A 25955-nucleotide genomic window follows, 5' to 3' on the forward strand; every position below is an offset into this window, starting at 1 on the left:
GATTAACTATTTTCATCTATATCATAATATATTATATAAATTATCATAGTTTTAATTCCGTTGGGAGCGTAAGTTGCGCAATTTCCTCAACAGTCAAGCTAGTTATTGAAGAAATAGCATCAGCAGAAACACCTAGTATAAGTAGATTATTTGCTACTTTGATTCCCTCTATTTTATCAATCTTTTCTTTATAAATTCGCTTTCTTTGCAATAAAAATTCTACCCATATATCCAGTTCATCTTGTGATTCTTGATTGTTAATTTTTTTTAACTCTCTCGCCCAGCTTAATAGCTCTTTTTCTCCTTCACTATCTGTATCTTCGTCTTCACAACAGTTTTCTTCCGCTACCAGATCTTCAGCATTCACTGATAATTTTCTTGCTATTTCCCATAACCTCTCACCGAACATGGTGCTTCCTTGTTCATAGTAATGTATCTGTGGACCTCCTATACCAAGCTCCTTCGCTAATTCCTCTTGAGTATATCCCCGTATTATCCTCCACTTTTTCATTCCATCCCTCTTGTTGGAACGCTTAGAACTTTTTTCTTCTTTATTTTCATATTCATCAACTGATAAGCCTGTTGCTCGGTAGATAATATCAGCATCAAATTCTAACTTGAGCATATTTTTTGCCATTCTTATTCTTGCTGCTTTTATAGCACTTTCTTCCTCAGCTCGGATAGATTTGGTTAATGCGTAGATTGCCTTGCGTCCCCTTGTTTTTTCTATGAAATTGGACATCCATTGAGTCTTATCACAACAACGATTTTCTTTGAGTACTTTTTGTCTAGGAAGTAGATCACTAAAACTAACTGATAATGCGTCTGCTATTGTTTGTAACTCTTCATCTGGAATGCCACATACCCCTAGTTCATATCTTCGCAGCGTATGATAGTTTATACCTGTTTTGCCTGCTAAGTCTTTTACGGTATATTTTCTTTTTAACCTCCAGCTTCTTACTTTTTGCGCTATTTTGTATCTTATAGAGATATTTGCCATGCCGCAACGGTTTTACGGAAATAAACATGTATACCCTGTTAATAGGCTTTTTGCTATAACCTACTTTGTCAAAAGATTAAATTTAGCTTATGTTTATTGGAAGAGCTCGGCTTGGACTGCGATTTATATAAAGCTTTTACGCAGTCCAATTTGAGAAGGAAGTCCTTTGTTTAACGTTTCCTAAATGCTTCTTGGCTACCTCCACATGCCCTATTTACCCACGACAGTGTTTCACTTGAGTGATCCGCCCTTATCTCCTCTTTGGCCTGCTCTTTACTCCACATGCCACTTCTTGTGAAACTTCCTCTTTCTACAGCTTCTTTGACTGTCGTTCCCCCAAAGAGGCAACCTTTTCCTATTATTTCACCTCTTTTTTGTAGTTCAGACCACATTTCTGTATCTGCTACTCTTACCTGTACTTGGTGGTCGTTTTCTGCTTTGTGGTACAGTATAACTCTTAGTCCACCAATGCTTGTTGGAAATGTTACCTCAAAAACGCTATTGTCCGATATATCAGTGTAATTTCTCTCACCTCCTTTCTCGTTTTTGACTTTCCATAAGATGGTACAAGCCTCCACCTTCTAGGTGGAGAAACTTTAGTTTGTCAATGTCATAACTGTACTTTATAAAGTATAGTTATGACGGAATATGACAAAGGAAAACACACTGTATTTTATCATAGGTACCATATAGTCTGGATTACAAAATATCGGTACAGAGTATTAACTAAGGCTATGAAGGAGAGAATACGAACAATCATAGCAGAAGTATCTGAAGAAATGGGGATTAAGATAGAAAACGGAGTAATATCATCAGATCATTTACATTTATTCGTAGTAATACCTCCTCATATAGCTGTGAGTGATTTTGTTCAAAGAGCCAAAGGCAGGTCTTCACGCAAAGTTCAACAAGAATTTTCAGAGCTAAATAAAATGTACTGGGGAAAGCGTTTTTGGGGAAGAGGATACTTTAGTGCTACCAGCGGACATATCACAGATGAAGTCATTAATGAGTACATCAATAAACATACAGATGCACATCAGCCTCATTCTATATCTAGTATAAGATTGGAGTAGCTTTAGCTTCTCACCGCGCTTCCAGCGCTATATCCAACCTTTCGGCTCTCAGCCGATAGTGGTTGAGTTCAAATTCTCTATTGCCTATTTTTATGATGTTACATCTGTTTAGACCTAAGCCTTCTATTACTTTTGCAGGCTCTACTGTGCTACCCTCAGAAAATTCCGTATACGATGTTGTATTGTCTATTTCCACATCTATTACAGCTCCTTTTTGAACAGCACTTTCACCGACTTTCCTCAGTTCTTCAAGTTGCTTGTCTAGCTGTGGCTGCACCTCTTTTTGCAGTTAGTTATAAGTTTCACCTACCAGCTCATTCTGCAATAGCCTGTCATGAAACTCTGCACCCTTCAGCATTAATTCACGCATTATTTTTTTTAGTTCACCTTTTTTGACTTTGTGAAAATGTGTGCCTAATATCACATACTCGGAAAAACTCCATTCTCCTTCATGACATGCATTTATCCTTATTCCAGCAGATAGAGCTTGATCCACAACCTTATGCATCTCTTTTGGGCTGCCTGCTTTTACCACTGCACTTTTAAACCAGCTCAACTTTTTATTTTCCCTTGCACTTAGCTTTATTTTTTGCAGGCCTGAGGCAAATGGATTTAACCCCTCTGGATAATCTTCTTGATTACTTGCTGGTTTTGTGCCATAAATACGGTCAAGTCCTTCTTCGAAGTTTATTTGGTTTTCGCGACCATCTCTACTAGGGGAAGGCATTGTACCTCCAGGATTCTGGTTATTAATTTTGCTCACAAAGTTAGACGGTTGTATATCAATGCCCTCAAGAGCACTAAATATTTTGCCCAATAACTTGCGGTTAATATTGAACTTACGATTCTTTTTATTTGGGTCTTTTCGAACCATTGTAATTTTTTTACTAGCCATATAAGCCTCCTATATTAAGCATATTATCTAAGTCTATAGCGCAATTTATTGCTTTACTATTAACTTAATATACAAATATTAGAAAGATCTTGTATGGTTTGCAACTATTTATAACAAAAGAATAGAGCTTTTTGGGCTTTTATTCGTTTATTATAACTTAATATGCAAGTTATACAAAGATCTTGTATGTTTTACAACTTTTGTTATGTCTTTTTCCAAATCTCAGCTATAGAAATACGCTTTTCTTAAAGCACTTATATTCATATTTCGTATTGTTTCCACTAGCAGTGGTAGCCAAACTTCCCAAACCTGAAAAATTTGGCATCCATCTTTATAACAGCTCTCTTTCCTTAAAGCTGCAATATCCTTTGTCCGTCACAATAATGTGATCCTCTAGCTCAATTCCCACCCCTTGACATGCTGACACTAATTCTCTAGTCATAACTTTATCATCTTCTGATGGTTCTAAACTCCCTCCTGGATGGTTGTGAGCTAATATTATCGATGCTGCCTCCATTGATAATGCCTTTTTTACCACTTTCCTTTCAGATAGGTGCACCTCATCTATTGTACCAAAATACACTTCGTCTCTTATCAAACGGTAATGTGTATCCAAATATATTATCTGGACAGCTTCTTTTGCTGAAAAGCCTATGTTTACCCTTACATACTCTATCAGCTTTTCTTGGCTATCCATTACAGGGCCTCTTTTTAACCCTTCTCTGAGTGCTCTTTTATAAGCTTCTTTAACACATTCAATTGCTGCAGCTGCATGTTCGGTCATTCCTTCTATCATTTTCAGATCATCGATTTCTCGTCCCAAAATTTCTCCTATTCCTGGGCAGTTATCCATTAGAGTTTTAGTAACATCTTGTGCTTGCTTTCTGTCATGAACTGCTCCTAGAAGCACTGCCATTATTTCACGATCAAACAGAGCACTTCCTCCTCCACTCTGTAATACTCTCTCAATTTCTTCTGTAAGTTTTTTACCATTATTCATAAAATATACTCCTCGTTAATAACAAATTGTTTTTAATTATTTACTGCTGTTTTTTATCAGCATTGGCATAAGGCCATAGCTTCCGAGTGAAGTCAAATCAATTTCTCAATCTTTTTTACTTATTTTTTCATGAATAGGTGAAGATATTAATATATAGTGATTTTTTTATTTTAAACTTGTTGAATTTCGCCTAAAGAGAGGCCTGTTATTTGCAAAATAATATCGGTAGAAATTCCTTTTTTAACTAAGTTCTTTGCAATTTTGATTCTTTCTTCTTCTCTAATTTTCTCCTCACAAATTTGTATGCTTTTAAACATAGATTTTATTAGTACATTACGTAGTTCTTGGCTTTCAATCTTTTTGTATTCTTCAATTAAATTCGGTAATTCATTTTCTACTTTACTACCTTCCTCTATTAGAAGATCTGTAATACTAATCGATAATGTTTCTGCTATTGCATATAATTTATCAAGTGGAACAGCAACTCTTCCTTGCTCATAATTGCTTATTTCGTCACGTGTTGTACTCATTTTCTCTGCTAAATCCTTCTGAGTATATTCCTGTACTGCCCTCCATTCCTTTATCTTTTTCCCTATTTTGCAGTATATAGAACCCGTTTTTTCTTCAACACATTCATCAGCAGAGAGACCAATTGTTTTTGCAACAATATCAACAGAAACTCCTCCTTTAACCAGACCTTTTGCAATTTTTATTCTCTCCGTTTTTTTACTATTTTTCTCACTAACTTGAACAAATTTGGTTAGTAAACAAAACATTCTACGTAATTCCTGATCATTAATCTTTTTATATTTTCTTACTAGATTTAATATTTCCTCTCCCTCATCTTCAAAACAGATTTTTTCATTTGATACAGGAATTAGGTCTATAATACCAATCGACAATATCTCTGCTATAGCATACAACTTTTCAATCGAAATTTTACGTGTTCCTTTTTCATATTGTAGTACTATTTGATACGTTACGCCGATTTTTCCCGCTAAATCTTTTTGAGTATAACCTCGCTTTAACCTCCAGCTCCTTACTTTTTCTGCTATCTGATACCTTGTAGAGATATTTGCCATAAATATTATATGGGTTAATACTATCAAATAAAGATATACAAAATGTTTGCATTTTAGTTGAATATTTCTTCACAATTGTGTATAATTATTAATGCTTTTTATCTTACTTTCTCATGGCTCTTTCGAAGTTTCTCGATCCAAAATTAGATTTAACATTTAAGAAAATCTTCGGTACTGAAAAAAATAAGAATATCCTTATCCATTTTTTGAATGATATCTTAGGCTTTACTGGAGTCAATGCTATTCAGGATGTTGAGTTTCTCAGCACCATTATGAATCCTGAGATTGCTTCTGATAAACAAAGCATCGTTGATGTCCTCTGTAAGGATTCTCTCGGAAATAGGTATATTGCAGAAATGCAGCTTGCTCGTGATAAAGGCTTTGAGAAACGTGCCCAACTTTATGCTGCTAAGGCTTACTCAAGACAGTCTGGCAATTACATCGATTTTAAGACAGTATTCTTTATTGCTATTTCCAATAGTACTCTCTTTCCTTCAGATGTTTATTATATTTCCACTCATAATATACGCGATATAAAGACTAACGGGCACTATTTAAAAGATTTTCAATTTGTCTTCATTGAACTACCTAAATTTACAAAAAGTAAAGTAGAGCAGTTGGAAACTACTGTTGAGAGATGGTGCTTTTTCTTTAAGTATGCAGAAGAAACTACGGATGAAGATTTAAGAAAAATAGCAGAAAAGTCACCAATAATAAAGCTAGCATATGATGAATTAGATAAGTTTCATTGGAATGAGAAGGACCTAGTAGCTTATGAAGAAAGAGTAATGGATTTACAGAAAGAAGCTGCTATCTTGGAACAAAAAATCGATGATGCTAAACATGAAGGCATCCAAATTGGAGAAGAGAAGGGCAGGAAAGAAGGCATCCAAATCGGCCATCAAAAAGGTAAAATTGAAGGTAAAATTGAAGGTAAAATTGAAGTTGCAAAAAACTCACTTAAGGCCGGTGTTTCTATAGATGTTATAGCTCAAATTACCGGTCTCTCTCATTCTGAAATCTTGCAACTCAAGGAAAAAACATAATATTCCTACTTATTAACTCGAACATTTATGAAAACCTTTCTTAAGTTAGACATATCCCTTAACTAAGAGTCTAATGAACTGTCTAAAACAGCTATGAAGATTGCACAAAGAATTATATAAATTACTATCATAACGTTACCCAAACTTCTATATCAAAGCTACGTGCTGTAAGTTCAATATGGAAAATACATTAATCACTTAGCATTTAATGTCTACTTCATCCATTTTAGCATTAAGACTATCAAACTTGCTACTGGTTGTTTCCCTAATTATTTTGGCTACCTTCACTTTAAATTTTCCACTACTTGGCATATTACCTCTTATATTATAACCTACCTATTGAGATTACCTCCAAGCTTGGTTACTCCTATCTCAGAAAGACAAGTTGATACTTTGTCCTTTGAATGGCTGTGAACTGAAGCATTACTTAAATAACTTTTAGGCTCTAAACTCATCTGCTGTTTTTTTGTACCATCAACTTCTAATGTACTATCTCTGTTGTGTAATATCTGCTCTATTGATTGATTTAGCAGACCCTTATTAAATTGAGCTATAAACTTTTCAAATTTCTTCGGACTTAATTTACCAGGGCACCCTGCTTCCCTACCCTTACTATTACCCACAAGTATAAAATTCATGAGCAAGTTTCCATCCTTCTGCTAAATCAAAGAGACGTTTCCATCCCTTCCACAAAGCTATAGGGCCTGGTTCTAAGTCATTTTTGCGAGCTAAAAACCCTCCTAACTTGGCCACCCACCTCACAATTTCTCTTATAGGTGGTGGTGTCTCAGGATAGTTTTTTGTCTTAAGCATTTTGGTATATAAAACCTTCCATTCGTCGTCAGTCAGTATGAAAGTGCAAGAAAGATTTGGATTTGTTCTAGCTACTAGTGTGATAAAAAATATTCTCCATGCAATTATACTCATTATTGTAAGAAAGCGGATTAATCTATCTGCTGCTTGGAGCCTACATTCTTCAACTTTAAGACCAGATTTCAAAATTTTATGAAAAACCTCTATTCTCCATCTTAAGCAATACCATTGTATTTTTTCTACTGCTTCTTCAAAATTATTAATATTTATATTTGTCAACAAAATCCAGTTCACAGGCTCTTCGCCAAATGGGGGGTATTTTTCTATAGCATAGACAGCATTTAAACTTAAATTAGGAAGTTTTTGGGTTTTACGTCTAGCGTTATTTTTTGATGCATTCATCACAAAGTTGCTAAACTTTACTTCTAAAACTGTTGTTCTTTGAGGTTTATCATTGCGAGCAGGAATATTCACTTGTATTTCTCCTTGACAAGACATGCGATTCATCAGATCCCACAACCTTTCACCACCTTTTTCAGAATAAGTCGACTTCTTATTTATTGTTCTGTTTTGATTTCCTCTTACTACAAAAAGAGATTGATTAGTGGAAGCAACTTCAAATAAATCATACATATCTGCTTCTCTGTCACAGACGGTAACTACCTTGATATCCTTTAATCCAGGATGATTAGTAGAATATTTAAGTGATTCTATCCACCGTATGCTTTCTTTCTCTTCTATGGGAACAGCAGTATTATGGCTTCTTCTTTTCAACTCTTTTAGGTCTTCAGCTAAGGAGGGTCTAGTACTAATTTTTTGATCCAATAATCCTATAGGCAGTCCTTCTGTTGTAACTGCAAACGTTGTATGCATCACTAATCCATGTGTTTTAAAATTAGTTGTTTTAGATGTTAATCTTGCTGCTATAATCCCTAATCCTTCGGTCTTTTTATGATTTTTATATGAGATATAACTCGTGTCTTGGATAGCTAAGATAGTTGAGTATTCTTTAGCTCTTTCAACAGTTTTAATTATATGACTTTCTAATATCTTTCTCTCAGAAATGGCATCGTTTTGGAAAAATCTATAAGCTGCTTTACTTTGATGCCAATCTTCACAAGCTTGATTTATTGAACGCTCAGGCGATTCAGCAAAACTATTAACTATTTTTAGAAGCCTTTTACTTAATCTTATATCACCAAAATTAACAATTCCAAATTCACTTTCTGCCCATTCGCCAGTTGAAGTATTTATAGTTCTTTTCATCATATATTCCATTTTTAGACCATAGATCCATTTATAATAGAAAGTTGAATTAGTAAAATATCAGCTTTTTTACTATTTATATACTTATGGGTAATAGTAAGGTAGTTAATGAGTAGTGCAATAAATAAACAATTGGTTATGAACTCTTTATTAATGGCCATTAATAGGCGTAAACCTGTTAAAAATCTACTGCTGCACAGTGACCAAGGTTCACAATATACTGCGCAAGGGTATCAATATCTCTTAGCTGTAAAGAATATAGATGAGTAATAAAGGCTGTTGTTACGACAATTCTGTTGCAGAAAGCTTCTTTAGCTCATTGAAAAGAGAAATACTTATTGATACTTCACAACACTCTGCTCAACAAACTAGAACTGCAATATTTGAATACATAGAAATTTTTTATAACAAACAACGTCACTATTAACTATTGCATTCCTGAGCATTTTGATTCATCATTCTCTTTGTGAAAAACATTCCACACTTTCTCTCCACTTTTTCTGGGTAAGGTCATATGTGTACATCCCCATCATAAATGCTATTTTCGGTAAAATCTCTTACAACGCTCAAAAGCAGAAAAACAAAAACTTGATTTTCTCAGCTAAATAGTGGACCATCAAAAGCACGCATAAATATCTACAATGAAAGAAAAAACTTTCACAATCATCGATGGCTATGGTTTTCTTTTCAGAGCTTACTATGTACTACCTCACTTAATTACCACAACAGGAATGCCAATAGGTGGTGTATATGGCTTTCTGAATATGGTTCTTAAGTACATTGCCCATTCGGACTACTTAACTATAGCACTTGATGCAGGGAAAAAGAATTTTAGGCACAATTTATATCCTGAGTACAAAGCGAACAGAGTAACGCCTCCTGAGGATCTAACTCCACAGTTCACCATACTGAGGGAAGCGGTAGAAGCTTTTAACCTCAGCTATGAAGAGATTGAAGGTTATGAAGCAGATGATATAATCGCAACACTAGCTGCAAAATACGCCAAACACCAAGACTTTAAAGTGGTAGTCGTTTCATCAGATAAAGATTTGTTCCAGCTTTTGAATTACAACATTCTAATATTTGATCCTATTAAAAATATATACATAGATGAAAAACAAGTAATAGAAAAATTTGGTGTAAACTCACACAAGCTTCTTGATTTATTTTCTCTAACTGGTGATGCATCTGACAACATTCCAGGCGTTCCGGGAATAGGTCCGAAGACTGCAGCTAAATTACTGGATGAATTTGATTCATTGAATAATATTATAGAGAACATTGATAATATCGAGCAAACGAGGATTCGTAATATTCTCACCGAACATAAGGAAAAAGCTCTAATTTCAAGAGAACTTTTATCACTATGCGAAAAAGTAGACCTTCAACATGATATTGCAAAATATGAAGTCCATTCTCCAAATATGGAAAAACTATTATCCTTTTTAAAGAAGTATGAATTCAATTCCTTAATAGGGAAAGTGGAAAAGCTTTTTTCCTATAATGGGTCTAGCACAAAAGAGAAAATAGAATATAGTAGTGAAGAGTTAGAGAAATTTTTGGAGCATTGTAGATATGAAGGCAGAATTGCAATTCATTGCCACTTTGAAGACAACTTATTAAATAAAATTTCCTTATCTTATAGCGAAAGTAATATTTTTTATATAGAGCAAGACAGCATACAAGATGCACTCATTATAATTAACTCAACTTTACTCTCAAATGGGGCGCTTAAAATAATACATAACATTAAAGAAATCAGGAAAATCTTCCCTACAGTAGAGAAGATGCTAGATTCAGTTGATGATTTGATGATAATGTCGTATAGCTTGGATACAGGAAAGCATGATCACAGTATTCCAAACATAGTTGCGCATAATTTGAGTGAAAATGCAGAAATTTTCTCGGCAAAAACTTTAATAGCAATTCATGAAAAGCTAAAGCAAAGGTTATTTCAGGAAAAATTGCTCACAATTTACGAGCGCTTCGATAAGCCACTTATGAAAGTAATATTTGATATGGAGAAAAATGGGATATTACTGAACATACAAAAATTACAGGAGCTGTCCGATAAATTTCAGCAGGTAATTGCCGTGCTTGAAGATGAGATATATAATTTGGCAGGAGAAAGATTTAATATTGCTTCGCCAAAACAATTAAGTGATGTTTTGTTTAACAAAATGGGGCTTAATAAAAAGAAAAAGTCAAAAAAATCTGGATCGTATAGCACCAATTATGAAGTTCTAGAGGCACTCGAAGAAGAAGGGGTAGAAATCGCAAGTAAAATCTTAAATTGGCGACATTTAAGTAAATTAAAAGGCACCTACACTGATGCATTAATAAAGCAAGTTGATCCACTTGATGGTAGAATACACACAAGCTTTTCAACGACTGCAACTGCAACTGGAAGGCTGAGCTCCAGCAATCCTAATTTACAGAATATTCCTATCAGAAGCGAAGAGGGAAATCTTATCAGACAAGCATTTATTGCGCCAAAAGGGCATAAGATAATTTCTGCTGATTATTCACAAATAGAGTTAAGACTCCTGGCACACGTTGCAAACGTTGCAGCATTTAAAGAAGCTTTTGCAAACGGACAAGATATTCATGAGATCACCGCTAGGCAAGTTTTTGGAGTGCAAGAAATAGATGAGCAATTAAGACGCAAAGCAAAATCCATCAATTTTGGAATTATATATGGCATTAGCCCATTTGGTCTTGCAAAGCGGCTTGGAATTACCATTGCGGAAGCTGCTGAATACATTAATTACTATTTTTCCTGTTACCCAGAAATAAAGGCCTATATGGAAAAAGCAGTGTCTATCGCAAGATTGCATGGTTATGTAGAAACTTTGTTTGGCAGGAGATGTTTTGTAAGAGACATAAACAATACAATTCCTTATATAAGACAATTTGCAGAAAGGGCAGCAATAAACGCACCACTGCAAGGAACCGCTGCTGATATAATAAAACGTGCGACAATTCAGCTTTTTGACCAATTGAAAGTAGGTAAAATAATCCTCCAGGTTCACGATGAACTACTGGTTGAAGTAGAGGACGAAAAGGTACAAGAAACAGCAAAACTTATGAAAGATATAATGGAAAATGCAATAGAAATTTCTGTACCACTTGAAGTAGAAATAAAAGTTGGCGACAACTGGGGTCTAAATTCCCTTAATTATGACTTAAACATCGTGAATTCTAGGAGTATAAATCATTTGAACTAATACGAAAAATATGTTAGAATAGGACATAGCAAATGCAAATAGGTCAGCCATGATAGGCCCACAAGTAAAAAGTTCAAAACCTCCAAAGTTACCTACTCAGGTAACTAACAAAGATGAGAAAGTTTTTAAATTTGAAAAAGAGAAACATCAGTTAATCTATCGTACTTTCCTAGATATTTTTAAAAATCCAGAAAAACTAGAAGAGCAAACGAAACAGGAAATAGAAAAGAAGGAACAGGAAATAGAAAAGAAGAAACAGAAATTGAAAGAAAAACAAAAATTACAGAGTGATCTGAAGTCATTAAAGGAACGGTTACCTCGATTACAGGATGAAAATGAAAAGAAAATTTTTACTTTTGTATTTGAGAATAGTGGAAAGATATTCAACAATGTCAATCCAGAAGATATAAAATCACTCAGTGAAGAGAATTTTTCTCAGTTTTTACTTTCCGTATTTGAGAAAATTAGAGAGAAAAAATTAGCTAATGAGGAGAATCTCAAGAATGGTAAAATAAAAGAAGTAGTAGATGACTGTGTAGCTGATATACGCGGTACAGAAGCTAAAGATTCATCCATAAAGTTCGTATTGGAAATGCCGCTGCTGCTAATTGGAGGGATCAAAATAGACCCGAAAAATATTTCTGGCTCCTTTATGGATGGGGTGAAAGAAAAAATACCATTCTTAGGTAAAGACAAAAAAGAGGAAGATGAACCACCACTTAGTGATGAAGAGATGGTAACAACGTTCTTAAGCAAGATCTTTTTTCCTGTCCTTCTTTCCACTATTCCAATGTTAATTTTTGGTCCTACTACACTCGGAGTAGTTGTTGCTGCTATTGGTGCAATATTCGTCATAAAAGGAGGAGTGGAGGTTCTTTTTTCAAATGACAAAAAAGGTACTTTATATAACCCTCATTCGCAAGATGAAAAGAAAAAAGAAGGATGGGATGGGAAAGTTCTTGATGGTATCAATACAATTTTAAAAACTTCAGTCAAAGGAGCTGAGAAATGCACCTCTGTTTCTGAACAAATTTCCCAAGGAAAAGAAAAGAGTGAACAACAGCATGTTCCTGAGAAAGTTTCCCAGAAAAATGAAAAGAGTGAACAACAACCTAACCCTATGCTTGAAAAAATTAGTGTTGGTCAGCAAGCTAAAAACACAGTGCGGCAGACAAGTAAGACTCCTTAGGTTTGCCAAAAAGTGAGTTGTGTAAGAGGTCTACTATTATTCTATAGCACATACAACAGGAGTATGGTCAGACGGATTTTCTAGCTTACGCAATCTATCATCTATGTAGCATGTTTCCAATTTATCTACAGCTTGTGGTGATAACAGCATATAATCTATTCGCATTCCTTGATTATTTCTGAGTGAATTGCCTTGATAATGCCACCAAGTGAATTGTTGCAAATTTGGGTGAGATATTCTAAACGCATCTTTAAACCCAAGATTCAAGATCGCTCTTAACTTCTCACGTTCTCTTATATGAAAGCACACTTGGCCATTCAATAAGTTTGAATCAAAGACATCAATTTCATCCGGTGCAACATTATAATCGCCAGCTATAATAGTTAACTCTTCATTCTTTAACAAAGTGCTCATCCTTTCATATAGATTATCAAAAAACTTGAGTTTATATTCAAATGCTTGAGAGTCCGGGCTTTGACCGTTTGGAACGTATACACTTCCCACCCTTACCTTCTGATTATTGTGCTTTATTATGCACTCTATATAACGCGCTTCTTGATAACCTTCTACGATATCAATCTTAAACTTCTCCAGTATCGGATATTTAGATAAAACACAAACGCCATTTCTTGCAACTTGTCCATAGATAGCATATTCATATCCTAACTTTTCTATCTCCGCATAAGGAAATTGCTCTTCCGTACATTTTATCTCTTGCAGCAAAACTATATCTATCTGACTATCAACTATAAAACTACAAAGTTGGTTAACTCTTTTACGTATGGAGTTTACATTCCAAGTTGCAATCTTTAGCATCAGCAATCCTTATTAATTATATCAATTAAACTCTCCCCAGTAGGCAACCTCGATGTTATAATTTTTTTCCACTTGATTAACTTTAAACTATCAGCAATGTTTTTACTCATGGTATATGCAACTGTATTATTCATCACATGAGATAGCCCACTTTTTAGAACTAATGAACAAAATACCCTTGCTGTCTGTGAGGAAAAAAAAGCAACACTACCAATTTTACCATCCAACAGTAAATTTTTACACCTATTAGTTAGACTCCTTTTAATGATTGTTTTATAGAGTACAACTTCTCTTACGTTAAAATCTTCTTCAGATAATCTCTTTTTTAGGTCACATGATACTTCTTGTCCTCTTATATATAAGAACTTTATTGCACTTGAATAGTGAGCTTTTATGAATGATATCAGACCATCAACGTTGCTGTCTGCTGAGATTATATCAGAAAATCCCAAATTTTTTGCAGCCTGCATGGTTGAATTACCAACTGTAATAATCGGAAAGTCATCCACTTTGCATATTTGACTAAAAGCCTTTACACTGTTTTTACTTGTGGATATTACAACGTCAAATTCGTGTGCAGATATATCAGGATTTAAGTACTTTATTGTGAATACTGGTTCTATATAAACTTTGTATCCATACTTTCTCAATATATTTCTTGTATTGAACGAATCCAATAAAGGCCTCGTTAATAAAATAGACTTCATTCTGATTTATTTTACTACCAGTAAAATAGTACCCTTTATACACAAATTACTGAATAAAAACTTTTATTTTGATAGCTTGAGCAATTATTCAAGTAATTGATGTGGAAGTAGGAGTACTAAGCGCTCCTACCCCAATAAGCCCACAATTTCTGCTTACACTTTTTTGACGCTAATTACATCGAACTCTTTTGAATGGCTTCCTTCAGTGGAATTATATAGCTAATATTCCTGTATAAGTTAAATAAGTTAATACTTAAGCTTGTACTCTTGCAGTATTTGAAGAGAGATTCTCAAGGACGTTTTTTGTCTGTGGTTCACTAATCATAGTTTGAACGATATTAGCTGCCATAATAACACAGCCTAGAATAAAAAAAGGCGTAGAAACAAAATAAATAACAGAAGACTCAAAAAGCGACATAGATGCAATACCTCCTATTAGAAATGAAGCACTGGATGCTATATCAAGATAGATCTTTGTTAACTTTTTTTGTCCTGGAGTGTTTTTTATGCCAGATTTCTTATTAAGATTCTGTTGTCGGGAATGATCATTTAGTGACCATATATTTAAAGCAAACGAAAGTGCACTGAATATAGTGCCGGCAATACTAAAATACAGACTTAAGACAGGAATATTCAAGACCAATGCCGCTATTTATCCAATGAAAGAGATAGTAGATAGTGTAGTAACTAAGCGTTTCGAGTAAGTTCGTACCTTCTTTCTGTAGGCTAACTTATCTTTTTCACCATACATAGCATAAATATTACCTAATATGTTATATTATAACATTAATTAATTCAATAAGCAATATGGAAGCTAAGAGTGCCCGAGAGAAGACTTGAACTTCCACAACTTAAAAAGTTACTAGCACCTGAAGCTAGCGCGTCTACCAATTCCGCCACCCGGGCTTTTTATAGTTTACTATGTTAAAGTTAAATAATATACTTAAACAATTTTTAGTTCAAAGGTAATGCCAAATCTAGATCAAATATTTTTTGCTCAAAACAATGTTAATATTAATAACGTATATAAAATAGTCAATAACGCTTTGAGCAATAGCGATGGTGGTGAGCTGTTTCTAGAATTTTGCCAGTCGGAGTCCCTGGTTTTTGAGGATAACATATTAAAACACATGGACTTGAATACTAGAAGGGGATTTGGTTTAAGGTCTTTTTGTGAAGATAGTACATCTTTCGTTTGTTCTTCTGAGATCAGCGAAAAAGAAATTAGTAATGCTGCTTCTATGGTAAAAAGCTCAGTGTCTTTAAACAAGACAAATTCAATAAATTTAAACGAAGAGACAAAAAGCCTATATTCGAGGATTAACCCTATAAATGAAATGGATCTGAATTCAAAGATTAAGCTACTCAATGAGGTTAATGAGTATGTAAGGTCCAAAAATAACTGCGTGAAGCAAGTAAAAATAACTCTAAGTGAAGAATGGCAAGTTGTACAAATAATAAAGGGTGATCACAGATTAAGCGATATCAGGCCTCTGGTACGTTTTAATGTGCTAGTCATTGTAGAAAAAGATGGCCGTACCGAAAGAGGTTCTGCAGGGCATGGTGGAAGGGACTCTTATAGTAAGTTTATTTCTGAGAAAAAGTGGAAAGAAGTTGCAAACCAAGCGTTAGAACAAGCACTGGTAAATCTTGAAGCAATTCCAACTCCAGCCGGAGAAATGACAGTCGTTTTAGGTCCAGGCTGGCCAGGAATATTGTTACACGAAGCCGTGGGTCATGGACTTGAGGGCGACTTCAATCGCAAAAAAGTCTCAGCATTTTCAAATTCTGTGGGTAAACAAGTAGCAGCTAGTGACATCACAGTAGTTGATGACGGAACTCTGCCCAATTTGCGCGGCTCTATCAGCGTAGACGATGAAGGCACTCCACCCAGTTATAATATATTGATAGAGGATGGGATCCTAAAAGGATACATGCAGGATCATATGAACGCTAAACTCATGGGTGTAAGCCCAACTGGTAATGGTAGAAGAGAAAGTTATAAAGAAGTTATTATGCCGCGCATGACAAACACCTATATGTTGCCCGGAAAGTATACACCGAAGGAAATAATATCTAGCGTAAAGAAAGGTCTATATGCAGTAAATTTCGGTGGTGGGCAGGTTGATATAACGTCAGGAAAATTTGTTTTTTCATCTTCGGAAGCTTACCTAATAGAAAATGGCAAAATTACACAGCCAGTAAAAGGAGCAACACTAATTGGTGACGGTCCAACAGTGTTGAAAAAAGTATCTATGGTTGGTAATGACTTAAAGTTAGATCCTGGTGTTGGCACATGCTCGAAAGATGGACAAAATGTGCCCGTTGGAGTTGGTCAGCCGACACTCAAAGTCGACGCAATAACTGTTGGTGGAACTGAGATATAGATAAGGGCTAAAACGGATTCCAGCGCACGGCGCACAGCTGTACAAACATTATGATTTGGAAGCAATTGCCACCAATAGGGTGTCATCCCAGTGTCTGGGCACTGCCTTTGTGTTTGAGGCAAAACTGGCTATAACATTTAACACACTGCTTTCGCAAATAAATGTTCGTACAGTTATGTGTCAGCTACTTGGATGACACTTTTGTACTTGATGCAAGATTATATCTTGAAAAAATTAAGTTTTAATGCTATAAAATAATTGTAAATTTTGTCTCCGTGGTAGCTTTATGAATGTTGAAAGTAAAAAAATACACGATGCTAAAATAAAATTACCAATATTTCTTGATTATCAATCTACTACTAAAGTAGATCCCCGTGTTTTAGAGGTGATGATACCTTACTTTGGTGAGTTCAGCAATGCACACTCTCGCAGCCATTCATTTGGTTGGACTGCTGAAGAAGCAGTGGAAAAAGCAAGGAAACACATCGCTGATCTGGTGAACGCAGATAGCAAAGAAATTATCTTTACCTCAGGTGCAACTGAGTCAAATAATACAGCAATCAAGGGCGTTGCTCACTTTTATAAAAATAAAGGAAATCATATAATCACTGTCTGCACGGAGCATAAGTGTGTTCTGGATTCTTGTCGGCATCTGGAAAATGAAGGCTTTAAAGTTACATATTTGCCTGTTAAGCAAAACGGAATTATAGATTTATCAAAGCTTGAGGAAGCAATTACTGATCAAACGATCCTGGTTTCAGTGATGATGGTAAATAATGAAATCGGAGTAATTCAGCCTGTAAAGGAGATTGGTAAAATATGCGGAAAGCATAATATATTTTTCCATACAGATGCAGCTCAAAGCTTTGGAAAAGTTCCAATTGATGTTAATGAGATGTGCATTGATCTTATGAGTCTCTCTAGCCACAAAATTTATGGAACTATGGGAATAGGCGCATTATATGTACGTAGAAAGAATCCTCGTGTTAGGCTGATACCACTAATTAGTGGTGGTGGACAGGAAAGAGGCATGCGTTCTGGAACAGTTCCAACACCTCTTGCAGTTGGTTTTGGTGAAGCGGCACGTATTGCTAAAGAAGAAATGAAAAAAGAAACAACTAGAGTGGAAGAATTAAGGGATATTTTGTATAATAAGATAAAAGAAGCGTTTCCTGATATCGTTTTAAATGGTGATTATGAAAATAGAATTCCTGGCAACCTAAACTTGAGCTTTCCCTATGTTGAGGGTGAGTCTCTCATCATGGCAATCAAGGATTTAGCAGTAAGTTCTGGTTCTGCGTGCACGTCTGCGTCTCTTGAGCCTTCCTATGTCGTACGGTCGCTAAATAATGGCCATAACCTTGAGCATTCATCAATTAGATTCGGCCTAGGCCGATTTACAACTAAAGAAGAAGTTTTGTACGCAGCAGATCTTGTTGCTAAAAATATTGGCCGACTGAGAGAAATGAGCCCACTTTGGGAGATGGTACAAGAAGGAGTAGATTTGAACACCGTGAAATGGGACTCTCATTAAATGTATCCATTCCAATTGCAAATGCACTTTGAAATTACTCTGTAACCGTTCACACTTAATTCTTCAATCTCACTAATAGAAAGGCCAGTAAACTTGACAATAGTGTTGACATCAACATTATTAGCCAGCATTGCTTTTGCGACTTCAATTTTCCCTTCCTCTTTACCAATTTTGATGCCTCTTTCTTCGCCAATTTGGATGCCTTTTTCAGTAGCAAGGTCAAGTCTGTATTCAAGAATTGCTTCTTCTTTGCGTAGATCCATTATTCTTTCTTCGTAAGCTGCTAAATCTTTTTCATTCCAGCTAAACCTGTCTAATTCATCGTAGGCTAACTTTATTATTGGTGCTTTTTCTGCTATTTTCCTTAAGTCTTCTTCCGTAGTTTCATCTGCATATTTGAAGAAAAATAACCAACGATCCACTATGCTTTCTAGCTGTTCTTCCTTATTCTTAGGAAATTTAGGTAGTTCAATAAATACAAATTGAAAATCTTTTAAGTCATGCTCATTGGTTTTCTCATCTCTTATAGTGTGGCTGGATATATAATCAAGCTTATCAGGAAATAAATTACAATTAGAGATAGCAATAAAGAAAACCTTCTTTAAATCAATGTACTTACCAGATTTATCAGCTTGCCTTGAGTAAGCCTTAGCAGCATATAATTGAGCTCGTTTTTCGAAGCCTTTATCGCGAGTAAGCTGCATTTCAATCACATACCTGGCCCCACTAGAATCCCTGCAAAGAACATCAACTATACTTTGTTTATCAGATGCAATTTCAGGATCCATTATAGTACTGAGGAATTCCACTTCTTGTATAGTATTTATCTCGGTAAACCCTAAAATATCATTCAAAAAATGTATGAGAATATTCTTATTTTTTTCAGTGCCAAAGATTCTTTTAAAGGTTAAATCCAGCTTAGGGTCGAGAAACTTAGATAAAGCCATAGCCAAAGTGCTTAAAAATATTAATAATTATACACTATTATTAACAATTATTCAACCATATTTTTGAAGATAGCTATGCCGCCGCGAACCGTCATACCGCCGCGGGATCTAGAGATACCGCTAACAAGCAGCGGGATGACGAATTACTTAACCGTCATACCACCGCGGTATCTTAGCATAGATCCCGCTAACAAGTAGCGGAATGACGATTGTGTATCGTGTTTTGCTAAAAATCACAGAATGCAGTCTGGTTACATTACTCTAGCTATACGCAACAACTTTACTTTCAACAATTTTGTGAGCAATAATACGACTTTCACAATCAATATTTATTATATCAGATAGTGAATTAATATCGGTATAACTACCAAAACTTTCCATTGTTGATTCCACTACCTCTACTATTTTTAAAAAGCCGATTCGTGACTCCAAAAATTCATTAACAGCTATTTCATTTGCAGCATTGAGCACAATACTGTTTGTTTGTGGAGCAGAAGAGTTTAACACTGCCATGCTAAGCTTTAGCGCAGGAAAACGCTTATGGTCTGGCTCTTGAAAGGTCAATTTTCCTTGCTTTGTTAAATCTAATTTATAATTTAAAACTAATCTTTCTGGCCAAGATAGAGCATACGAAATGGGGATTGCCATGTCAGTTTCTGCAAGCACAGCAAAGTTGAACCCATCTTTATAAGTTACAATTCCATGTACTATTGACTCAGGATGCACTACTGCTTCAATTTTATCCGGGCTGATGTTAAACAAGTTATGTGCTTCTATTATCTCTAGTGCCTTATTCATCATTGTTGCGCTATCAACCGAGATTTTCTTTCCCATATTCCAAGTGGGGTGACTAAGCGCCTTATCTACCATAACATTTTTTAATTGCTCAAGGCTATAATTTAAGAATGGTCCACCAGAAGCAGTAAGTATGATCTTTTCTACGCATTTGTCGTCATTTTGCAAAATTTGAAAAATTGCATTGTGCTCAGAGTCAATAGGGATTATTTGTACATTTTTTTCTTTAGCTTTTTTGAGTAATAACTTTCCACCGCAAACAATGCTTTCTTTGTTTGCCAATGCAATGACTTTGGTACCGCTTTCTATAACTTCCATAACTGGCCCAAGGCCTGCAATGCCAACTATTGCAACAACTGAGAGATCAACAGGTATAGCAGCAACATTTGTAGCACCAATTGCTATTTTTACATCTGTACCAAGTAGACTTTCTTTCAAATCTTTGTAAAGTCTTTCATCGGAGATAGCAACATATTTTGCATTCAGCAGTTTTGCTTGGTGTGCCAGTAGAGCAAAGTTCGAATGGGCACTTAGTGCTTCCACTTGGTATTCTTCTTTTCTCTTTGAGAGCAAATCTACAGTCTTTTTTCCAACACTTCCTGTTGATCCTAAAACTGAAACCTTTTTCACTAAGACAAACTCATAACAATAGCAACTTTTCTTATTAGGCCTTCTTCCAACTATTCAATAGTTTTTAAGCGTTTAACCAAGTTCATGTCCGTGGTCATCGCCAACAGATGGTGAAGGACCAGGTGAAAAAGATTGACCATGGTGATCACCTGCATCATGCATGTCTTGCAAACCATCAGCATTATGAGCTATTTCGTTATTGGCATGAGGGTAATCATCTGAGTGATGTCCATCATCACCATGAGCCATGTCCATTCCTTCTGATGGCATATCTTCCCCACCTCCACCTGAAAAATATTCTGCAAGGCCTTCAAGAAGTTTTATGCCAAACATATTACCTGACTTTCCAAACAGTGTTACTAAACTACTGCCACTCACCAAACCTTCAAACACATTATTATAAGCAGCAATTGCTCCTTCATGAAAGTTGAACAACCATTTCATTCCATCGACAACTGTTGAAACAGAGTCACTGTGACCAAGACCAAAACCACTTTTCTCACCAGCAGCCTCTTGGTGTTGCTGCTGCGCTTGCCATTCTGCAATATTTGGACCTTGAGCTTCACTCATAAATTTTTACTCTCAACCTTAAGCTATTATTTTATCACAAATATTGCAAAATATCAATAGAGCTTTTGAATATAGCTAATACAAACAATTTCTGTCATCCTATATATAGCTAAACTGACTTACGACAATTTGAAAAACGACAAATTCGTCATTCCGCTACTAGTTAGCGGAATCTATGCCGAGATACCGCGAATGAATCGCGGTATGACGTGTTAGCTATAGGATCCAGTTTGAAAAAAATCTGAATTCCAATGTCCACTACCTTTTACAAAGTTAAAACTTAAAAATATGACTGTTAGCAATAGTGTATATATCTTTAGCTATATATAATGAATGAATTTTTTTATATATTCGTTATTGGTATTTTGTATTTCCTGAACAGTTCCATGGGAAATGATCTCCCCTTCATATAATACTGCTATTTTATCAGCTATTTTAAATGCACTATGAATATCATGTGTAATCGTGATAATTGTAGGGTTAAGATCTCTAGATAATTTTATTATTATCTCGTTTACTATATCTGACATAATTGGGTCCAATCCTGAAGTTGGTTCATCCAAAATAATGATTTCTGGATTGTGTGCAATCGCCCTTGCAAGTGCCACTCTTTTTTTCATTCCACCTGATAGCTCTATTGGAAACATATCTGCTATGCTTTCCTCCAGTCCAACATCATTTAACTTCTCGATTGCTAGCTGTTTTGCCTCTTTTTTGCTGATATTAAAGCGCTTTTTATAATTAAAAGATATATTTTCCCACACTGTAACGTAGTCAAATAAAGCGGAATTTTGAAATAAAACCCCAAATTTATTTTTGCTTTTACTATTTATTTTAACAGACCCTGAGTCTGGAGCAAGCAAGCCGATAATTGTTTTTGTTAATACAGATTTGCCGCTTCCTGAGCCACCAAGTATGACTAATGATTCCCCTTTTAATATATCAAAATTTAGATCTTTTAGTACTGTCCTATCATCAAAAGATAAGCTTAAGTTCAATATTGATATTATGGGGTTACGCATGTATCAAAGTAATCATGTAGTTTGCTAAAATGATCAGTATGGACGATAAAACAACAGTTGATGTTGTAGCAACACCTACTCCTCGTGCACCTTCTTTGCAATGGTAACCGTAATAGCAGCTTGAGACAGAAATTATGGCGCCAAATACAGTTGCTTTTATTAGCCCAGTTATAAAATCATACGTATTAAAGAACTGAGCTGTGTGTTTAATGTATATATTTAAATTGTGGTTAAATTCGAAGACTGCAGTGATACATCCTCCAAATATTCCTATTAAATCTGCACATACTGTAAGTATGGGAAATACTATGATTGACGCTAAAATCCTTGGTGCAATTAAATATTTAAAAGGGTTGATGTTCAAGGTTGTAAGTGCATCTATTTGCTCGGTGATGCGCATTGTACCAATTTCTGCTGCAACTGATGATCCAACCTTTCCTACCATTATTAAGCTGATCAAAACTGGTCCTAACTCTTTAATGATAGTGATCGTAACAAGTTTGGGTATTATCTGTTCTTGGTTAATTAATGGGTCACTCAAGCTACTTTGTAAAACTATTGCCGCTCCTATAAAAACTCCAGTGAGCCCAACAATTGGCAGAGAGAAAAAGCCTATCTCTATAATTTGTCTTGCTATGTTGCTAAAATAATATGGTGGCACAAGGAAGTGGTATAGAGATTGAATAAAAAATATGAATGCACTACCAAGCCTTAACAAAAAATTGATAAAGTACCTACCAATTATTCTAACACTATTTATATCAAAAAAGCTCACTTTGTATTCATTTTAGCTAGAGGTTAGTCTTACTGATTTTATTAAAATTTTTATTAACTTTATCGCAAAGTATAGCTGAGATATGTTTTAAGTTCAACATACTTGATGTTTTAATTTAAAGCTCATATAGCTAACCCAAGAAAGGTTTCCCTACGTCATACCGCCACGGTATCCACAACTGTACGAACGTTGTAGTTTGGGAGCAATTCCCACCAGTGGGCCAGTGCCCAGACACTGGGATGTCTTTGTTGCATCGCTAGCTATGATGGATTAAAGATAAAAAAGATAGGGAATATCAGTAGCTTATTATTCTGGTATTTATAACAAGAACGGTCAGTGAATACCTAAATTTGAGTAAAAGAAATTTCACTACCACTCACCAATCTGGCTAAAATTCAAGAATTTCAATGCTTTAGCTATTTTCAATAGAATTAAATTTATTAATATAAATAACAAATTACTATTCTTAAATTTGATCAGATTGATTGCAAAAAAACAAGATTTTCAATAGGTCGCTTATAATCCTAACTATAGTTAGCCTTTCATAAGTAGCGATGCAACAAAGCCCACTGGGATCCAGCTTCTATGCAACTTAATTAAAAACGTTTGTTTTAGCATAAGACAACTACCTTTAGCTCATCAGCTCAGTTATAAGCAAAATTTCTGGATTCCAGACTGGAATGACATCATCTGTTGTGCAATTTACCTTCAAAAATGAATGTTCGTACAGCTATGGATTCATTCGCGGTATAGATTCCGCTAACGAGTAGCGGAATGACGGTTTTTCAAATTGTAGAGCCACTTTAGCTATAGAACTCAATTACATAAGCAAACCTTACTTATTTTACTATCCCTGTTTACTTCCTGTAAAAAACATGTTACTAATGTATTGTATTTTGTAGTAGAATGGAGGAAATTTTGGCAGTTCCAAAAAGAAAAAAGTCAAAGTCAAGGCGTAATATGCATCGTTCTCATCATGCTATTGAGCCTAAGAATATTGTGGTGTGTTCAACAACTGGGGAATTCATGTTGCCTCATAACGTAGCAGTTGATGGCAGTTACAAAGGAAAACGGGTTTTCATCAAGCAACAGGCGGAGTGACTATTATGATATGTTACCTACGGTCAATAATAATATAGTTATTGCACTTGACGCTATGGGGGGCGATTTTGCGCCTCTTTCCGTAATTCAGGGTGCTGGTTTTTTTTTAGACAACCTTGTTGACCCAGGCATTAAAGTTTTTTTTCATATTTATGGAGATAAGGAAGAAGTATCTCCTTTGCTTTTGAAATATAAAAAAGTAAGTAACAATTCTGAATTTACTCATTGTTCTGACAATGTCCTTGCAAATGATAAGCCATCTTTTGCGCTGAGACATCGTAAAGACTCAAGTATGAAAGCTGCAACTGTTGCAGTGAAAGAAGGTAAAGCTTTCGGAGTGGTATCTTCAGGCAACACCGGAGCGTTGATGGCAATTTCCAGATTTATTTTAGGAACATTACCAAACATTTATCGTCCTGCTATTGCCTCTATCTGTCCAACTAAGACAAAAAGCTTCGCTTTGCTTGACCTTGGTGCAAATGTTGATTGTAATGCCGACTCATTATTTCAATTTGCGTTAATGGGTAGTATATTTGCAAAAATAGCATTAAAAATTGACAATCCTGAAGTTGCTTTGCTAAATATCGGCACAGAAGAAGTTAAAGGTAATGACTCAGTGCGCGGCGCTTTTGAGTTGCTTAAAAACGCTCCAGGCATTAATTTCAAAGGGTATATAGAGGCAAGTGAATTTTTAGAGGGTAATATAGATGTGATTGTTGCTGATGGTTTTGTTGGCAATGTAATGCTCAAAACGGCTGAGGCAACCGCTAGTACCTTTATCAATCTAATAAAGCAGGAAGTATTCAATTCGTGGATAGCGAAAATGCTTGTTGGTATATTGTTAAAATCCAAACTAAATAAAGCTTTAACGCGTTTTAATCCCAAAATTAGAAGTGGAGCTATGTTTTTAGGGCTGAATGGTATCATCATTAAAAGTCATGGAAATTCTGATGCTATTTCTTTTGCCCATGCCATAAAATTTGCAGTAAATGCAATTAGTGAAAATTTAAATCAAAAGATAATTAACGGGGTAAGTCATATTGAATAAAAGTTTCATATTAAGCACTGGATCTTACCTACCAAGAAAAATGTTGAGTAACAACGAAATTGCATCGATAGTTGAGACGAGCGATGAATGGATAAGGCAGAGAACAGGAATAGTTCAAAGGCATATAGCAGATGAAGGAGAACTAACGTCAGATCTAGCTGTAAATGCAGCAAAAAGTGCTATAGAAAAAGCTAAAATTTCAGTAGATGAAATTGACTTGATTATAGTTGCTACAACAACTCCTGATAAAACTTTTCCTAGCTGTGCAACGATTGTACAAAGTAAGTTAAAATGTAAAAACGCATTTGCTTTTGATGTACAAGCAGCATGCTCTGGTTTTATATATGCAGTTACAGTTGCTGATTCGCTCATAAAATCTAACAATAGAATTAAATATGCATTGGTTATAGGTGCTGAAATAATGTCTAGGATTGTTGATTGGGAAAATAGGTCAACTTGTGTACTCTTTGGTGATGGTGCTGGTGCAGTAATAATGAAATCAGCATGTCATTTTAACGTCATTCCAACAAATGATGCTGATACTTGGGTGGCAGAGAAGGGGGTTACAAAAGGTATAATTTCAACTAGCCTATATTCTGATGGCAATGTGGACATACTATGTACGAACGGAGGGATATCCTCAACTGGTGATTCTGGAAAAATATGCATGAATGGAAGAGAAGTGTTTAAACATGCAGTGGATAAGTTAACAGCCTCAGTAGAGGAAACTCTGAAATGCAATAATTTGAAAATCACTGATATTGACTGGTTAATTCCCCATCAAGCAAACATTCGTATTATTGAAGCAGTAGTAAAGAAATTAGATTTTCCTATAGAGAAAGTGATTAATACCGTTGATAAGCATGCAAACACCTCAGCGGCATCAATTCCACTGGCCTTAGACTATGCAATACAAGAATCAAAAATAAAATCAGGAAATCTGGTACTGCTGATTTCAATAGGTGCAGGCCTGACCTGGGGTTCCGTGTTGCTGCACTATTAGACTTCCTGCATTACCTCCTGTCATCC

At 35.3% G+C, this 25955-nt stretch carries 21 protein-coding genes, 1 tRNA gene and 4 pseudogenes; 10 read left to right on the forward strand and 16 right to left on the reverse strand.

The genetic code is table 11. The features are described 5' to 3' along the window. Positions 1–43: 43 nt before the first annotated feature. On the reverse strand, positions 44–1000 hold the full coding sequence (gene wmk, locus OPR50_RS04300; protein WP_265016533.1) for a WO male-killing family protein Wmk: 957 nt from the start codon (positions 998–1000) through the stop codon (positions 44–46). A 170-nt stretch (positions 1001–1170) separates the two neighbouring features. Then, a pseudogene (locus OPR50_RS04305) lies at positions 1171–1554 on the reverse strand (hypothetical protein); the annotation flags it as partial. 84 nt (positions 1555–1638) lie between these two features. Between OPR50_RS04305 and tnpA the strand changes: the two are divergent. Continuing rightward, on the forward strand, positions 1639–2076 hold the full coding sequence (gene tnpA / locus OPR50_RS04310) for an IS200/IS605 family transposase (RefSeq protein WP_265023833.1): 438 nt from the start codon (positions 1639–1641) through the stop codon (positions 2074–2076). A gap of 64 nt (positions 2077–2140) precedes the next feature. On the opposite strand, the pseudogene OPR50_RS04315 reads toward tnpA, so the two are convergent. From OPR50_RS04315 to wmk (OPR50_RS04325), 3 genes and pseudogenes are all read right to left on the reverse strand, one after another. After that, positions 2141–2950 (reverse strand): annotated as a pseudogene (locus tag OPR50_RS04315) (hypothetical protein); the annotation flags it as partial. 352 nt (positions 2951–3302) lie between these two features. Further along, the gene (locus tag OPR50_RS04320) at positions 3303–3971 is read right to left on the reverse strand and encodes a JAB domain-containing protein (RefSeq protein ID WP_265023834.1); all 669 of its coding nucleotides are present in this window, start codon (positions 3969–3971) and stop codon (positions 3303–3305) included. A 170-nt stretch (positions 3972–4141) separates the two neighbouring features. After that, positions 4142–5053, reverse strand: a complete 912-nt coding sequence (gene wmk / locus OPR50_RS04325; protein ID WP_265023835.1) for a WO male-killing family protein Wmk — start codon at positions 5051–5053, stop codon at positions 4142–4144. A 113-nt stretch (positions 5054–5166) separates the two neighbouring features. Between wmk (OPR50_RS04325) and OPR50_RS04330 the strand changes: the two genes are divergently transcribed. Then, positions 5167–6099, forward strand: a complete 933-nt coding sequence (locus OPR50_RS04330; RefSeq protein WP_265023836.1) for an Rpn family recombination-promoting nuclease/putative transposase — start codon at positions 5167–5169, stop codon at positions 6097–6099. A 332-nt stretch (positions 6100–6431) separates the two neighbouring features. Here the strand turns inward: OPR50_RS04330 and OPR50_RS04335 are convergent, their stop codons facing one another. Then, complete coding sequence (locus OPR50_RS04335) at positions 6432–6737, reverse strand: hypothetical protein (RefSeq protein ID WP_265023837.1); 306 nt, start codon at positions 6735–6737, stop codon at positions 6432–6434. Further along, entirely contained in the window at positions 6715–8181 is a 1467-nt protein-coding gene (locus OPR50_RS04340) for an IS4 family transposase (protein WP_264339584.1), read from the reverse strand. The genes OPR50_RS04335 and OPR50_RS04340 overlap by 23 nt, the downstream gene beginning before the upstream one ends. A 105-nt stretch (positions 8182–8286) precedes the next feature. Here OPR50_RS04340 and OPR50_RS08810 point away from each other — a divergent pair. From OPR50_RS08810 to OPR50_RS04360, 3 genes and pseudogenes are all read left to right on the forward strand, one after another. Continuing rightward, positions 8287–8648: pseudogene (locus OPR50_RS08810) on the forward strand (transposase); the annotation flags it as partial. Between the two features lie 171 nt (positions 8649–8819). After that, positions 8820–11405, forward strand: coding sequence for a DNA polymerase I (gene polA / locus OPR50_RS04355; protein WP_265023838.1), 2586 nt, complete (start codon positions 8820–8822; stop codon positions 11403–11405). A gap of 49 nt (positions 11406–11454) precedes the next feature. Then, positions 11455–12594: a hypothetical protein gene (locus OPR50_RS04360; RefSeq protein WP_264339616.1), complete on the forward strand. Its 1140-nt coding sequence runs from the start codon at positions 11455–11457 to the stop codon at positions 12592–12594. A 36-nt stretch (positions 12595–12630) separates the two neighbouring features. Here OPR50_RS04360 and OPR50_RS04365 read toward each other — a convergent pair whose 3' ends face one another. The 4 genes and pseudogenes from OPR50_RS04365 to OPR50_RS04380 all read right to left on the reverse strand — a co-directional run bounded on the left by OPR50_RS04365 (position 12631) and on the right by OPR50_RS04380 (position 15023). Further along, on the reverse strand, positions 12631–13410 hold the full coding sequence (locus OPR50_RS04365) for an exodeoxyribonuclease III (protein ID WP_006280373.1): 780 nt from the start codon (positions 13408–13410) through the stop codon (positions 12631–12633). After that, positions 13410–14117: a uroporphyrinogen-III synthase gene (locus OPR50_RS04370; RefSeq protein WP_010962976.1), complete on the reverse strand. Its 708-nt coding sequence runs from the start codon at positions 14115–14117 to the stop codon at positions 13410–13412. The genes OPR50_RS04365 and OPR50_RS04370 overlap by 1 nt, the downstream gene beginning before the upstream one ends. Before the next feature lie 253 nt (positions 14118–14370). Beyond that, a pseudogene (locus tag OPR50_RS04375) lies at positions 14371–14868 on the reverse strand (hypothetical protein). A gap of 70 nt (positions 14869–14938) precedes the next feature. Then, positions 14939–15023: transfer RNA gene (locus tag OPR50_RS04380), tRNA-Leu, on the reverse strand. Positions 15024–15085: 62 nt separating this feature from the next. On the opposite strand from OPR50_RS04380, the gene tldD reads away from it, so the two are divergent. Further along, on the forward strand, positions 15086–16504 hold the full coding sequence (tldD, locus tag OPR50_RS04385) for a metalloprotease TldD (protein ID WP_265023839.1): 1419 nt from the start codon (positions 15086–15088) through the stop codon (positions 16502–16504). 286 nt (positions 16505–16790) lie between these two features. Further along, positions 16791–18038 (forward strand): IscS subfamily cysteine desulfurase, encoded by a 1248-nt coding sequence (locus OPR50_RS04390; RefSeq protein ID WP_265023840.1) that lies wholly within the window; start codon positions 16791–16793, stop codon positions 18036–18038. Here OPR50_RS04390 and OPR50_RS04395 read toward each other — a convergent pair. The 5 genes from OPR50_RS04395 to OPR50_RS04415 form a co-directional block, all read right to left on the reverse strand. After that, entirely contained in the window at positions 18035–18985 is a 951-nt protein-coding gene (locus OPR50_RS04395; protein ID WP_265023841.1) for an Rpn family recombination-promoting nuclease/putative transposase, read from the reverse strand. The two genes, OPR50_RS04390 and OPR50_RS04395, sit on opposite strands and share 4 nt — an antisense overlap. Positions 18986–19246: 261 nt before the next feature. After that, the gene (gene dxr / locus OPR50_RS04400; protein ID WP_265023842.1) at positions 19247–20410 is read right to left on the reverse strand and encodes a 1-deoxy-D-xylulose-5-phosphate reductoisomerase; all 1164 of its coding nucleotides are present in this window, start codon (positions 20408–20410) and stop codon (positions 19247–19249) included. Positions 20411–20482: 72 nt separating this feature from the next. Beyond that, positions 20483–20980: a hypothetical protein gene (locus OPR50_RS04405; RefSeq protein WP_264339621.1), complete on the reverse strand. Its 498-nt coding sequence runs from the start codon at positions 20978–20980 to the stop codon at positions 20483–20485. Positions 20981–21300: 320 nt separating this feature from the next. Beyond that, positions 21301–22002, reverse strand: a complete 702-nt coding sequence (locus OPR50_RS04410) for an ABC transporter ATP-binding protein (RefSeq protein ID WP_006279859.1) — start codon at positions 22000–22002, stop codon at positions 21301–21303. Then, positions 21995–22777, reverse strand: coding sequence for an MlaE family ABC transporter permease (locus OPR50_RS04415; RefSeq protein ID WP_264339622.1), 783 nt, complete (start codon positions 22775–22777; stop codon positions 21995–21997). Before OPR50_RS04415 ends, OPR50_RS04410 begins: the two co-directional genes overlap by 8 nt. A gap of 918 nt (positions 22778–23695) precedes the next feature. Between OPR50_RS04415 and rpmF the strand changes: the two genes are divergently transcribed. Genes rpmF through OPR50_RS04430 form a run of 3 tightly spaced genes read left to right on the forward strand, consistent with a single transcriptional unit; the run spans position 23696 to position 25929 of the window. Beyond that, positions 23696–23878 carry a 50S ribosomal protein L32 gene (gene rpmF / locus OPR50_RS04420; protein ID WP_041573607.1) on the forward strand — a complete coding sequence of 61 codons (183 nt, stop codon included), beginning with the start codon at positions 23696–23698 and terminating at the stop codon, positions 23876–23878. 10 nt (positions 23879–23888) lie between these two features. Next, positions 23889–24926 (forward strand): phosphate acyltransferase PlsX, encoded by a 1038-nt coding sequence (plsX, locus tag OPR50_RS04425; protein ID WP_182309753.1) that lies wholly within the window; start codon positions 23889–23891, stop codon positions 24924–24926. Then, positions 24919–25929: a beta-ketoacyl-ACP synthase III gene (locus tag OPR50_RS04430; protein WP_182321005.1), complete on the forward strand. Its 1011-nt coding sequence runs from the start codon at positions 24919–24921 to the stop codon at positions 25927–25929. Before plsX ends, OPR50_RS04430 begins: the two co-directional genes overlap by 8 nt. The last annotated feature ends 26 nt before the right edge of the window (positions 25930–25955 follow it).

Source organism: Wolbachia endosymbiont (group A) of Epagoge grotiana, from assembly GCF_947251775.1.
Classification (GTDB): Bacteria; Pseudomonadota; Alphaproteobacteria; order Rickettsiales; family Anaplasmataceae; genus Wolbachia; species Wolbachia pipientis.

Excerpts from the sequence above, each read along its gene's own strand:
- OPR50_RS04405 (WP_264339621.1), bottom strand. The coding sequence starts at position 20,980 with ATGAGTGAAGCTCAAGGTCCAAATATTGCAGAATGGCAAGCGCAGCAG.
- OPR50_RS04340 (WP_264339584.1), bottom strand. The coding sequence starts at position 8,181 with ATGATGAAAAGAACTATAAATACTTCAACTGGCGAATGGGCAGAAAGT.
- polA (WP_265023838.1), top strand. The coding sequence starts at position 8,820 with ATGAAAGAAAAAACTTTCACAATCATCGATGGCTATGGTTTTCTTTTC.
- OPR50_RS04390 (WP_265023840.1), top strand. The coding sequence starts at position 16,791 with ATGAATGTTGAAAGTAAAAAAATACACGATGCTAAAATAAAATTACCA.
- OPR50_RS04335 (WP_265023837.1), bottom strand. The coding sequence starts at position 6,737 with ATGAATTTTATACTTGTGGGTAATAGTAAGGGTAGGGAAGCAGGGTGC.
- OPR50_RS04360 (WP_264339616.1), top strand. The coding sequence starts at position 11,455 with ATGATAGGCCCACAAGTAAAAAGTTCAAAACCTCCAAAGTTACCTACT.
- tnpA (WP_265023833.1), top strand. The coding sequence starts at position 1,639 with ATGACGGAATATGACAAAGGAAAACACACTGTATTTTATCATAGGTAC.
- OPR50_RS04365 (WP_006280373.1), bottom strand. The coding sequence starts at position 13,410 with ATGCTAAAGATTGCAACTTGGAATGTAAACTCCATACGTAAAAGAGTT.
- wmk (WP_265023835.1), bottom strand. The coding sequence starts at position 5,053 with ATGGCAAATATCTCTACAAGGTATCAGATAGCAGAAAAAGTAAGGAGC.
- plsX (WP_182309753.1), top strand. The coding sequence starts at position 23,889 with ATGTTACCTACGGTCAATAATAATATAGTTATTGCACTTGACGCTATG.
- wmk (WP_265016533.1), bottom strand. The coding sequence starts at position 1,000 with ATGGCAAATATCTCTATAAGATACAAAATAGCGCAAAAAGTAAGAAGC.
- OPR50_RS04370 (WP_010962976.1), bottom strand. The coding sequence starts at position 14,117 with ATGAAGTCTATTTTATTAACGAGGCCTTTATTGGATTCGTTCAATACA.
- OPR50_RS04330 (WP_265023836.1), top strand. The coding sequence starts at position 5,167 with ATGGCTCTTTCGAAGTTTCTCGATCCAAAATTAGATTTAACATTTAAG.
- OPR50_RS04320 (WP_265023834.1), bottom strand. The coding sequence starts at position 3,971 with ATGAATAATGGTAAAAAACTTACAGAAGAAATTGAGAGAGTATTACAG.
- OPR50_RS04395 (WP_265023841.1), bottom strand. The coding sequence starts at position 18,985 with ATGGCTTTATCTAAGTTTCTCGACCCTAAGCTGGATTTAACCTTTAAA.
- tldD (WP_265023839.1), top strand. The coding sequence starts at position 15,086 with ATGCCAAATCTAGATCAAATATTTTTTGCTCAAAACAATGTTAATATT.
- OPR50_RS04410 (WP_006279859.1), bottom strand. The coding sequence starts at position 22,002 with ATGCGTAACCCCATAATATCAATATTGAACTTAAGCTTATCTTTTGAT.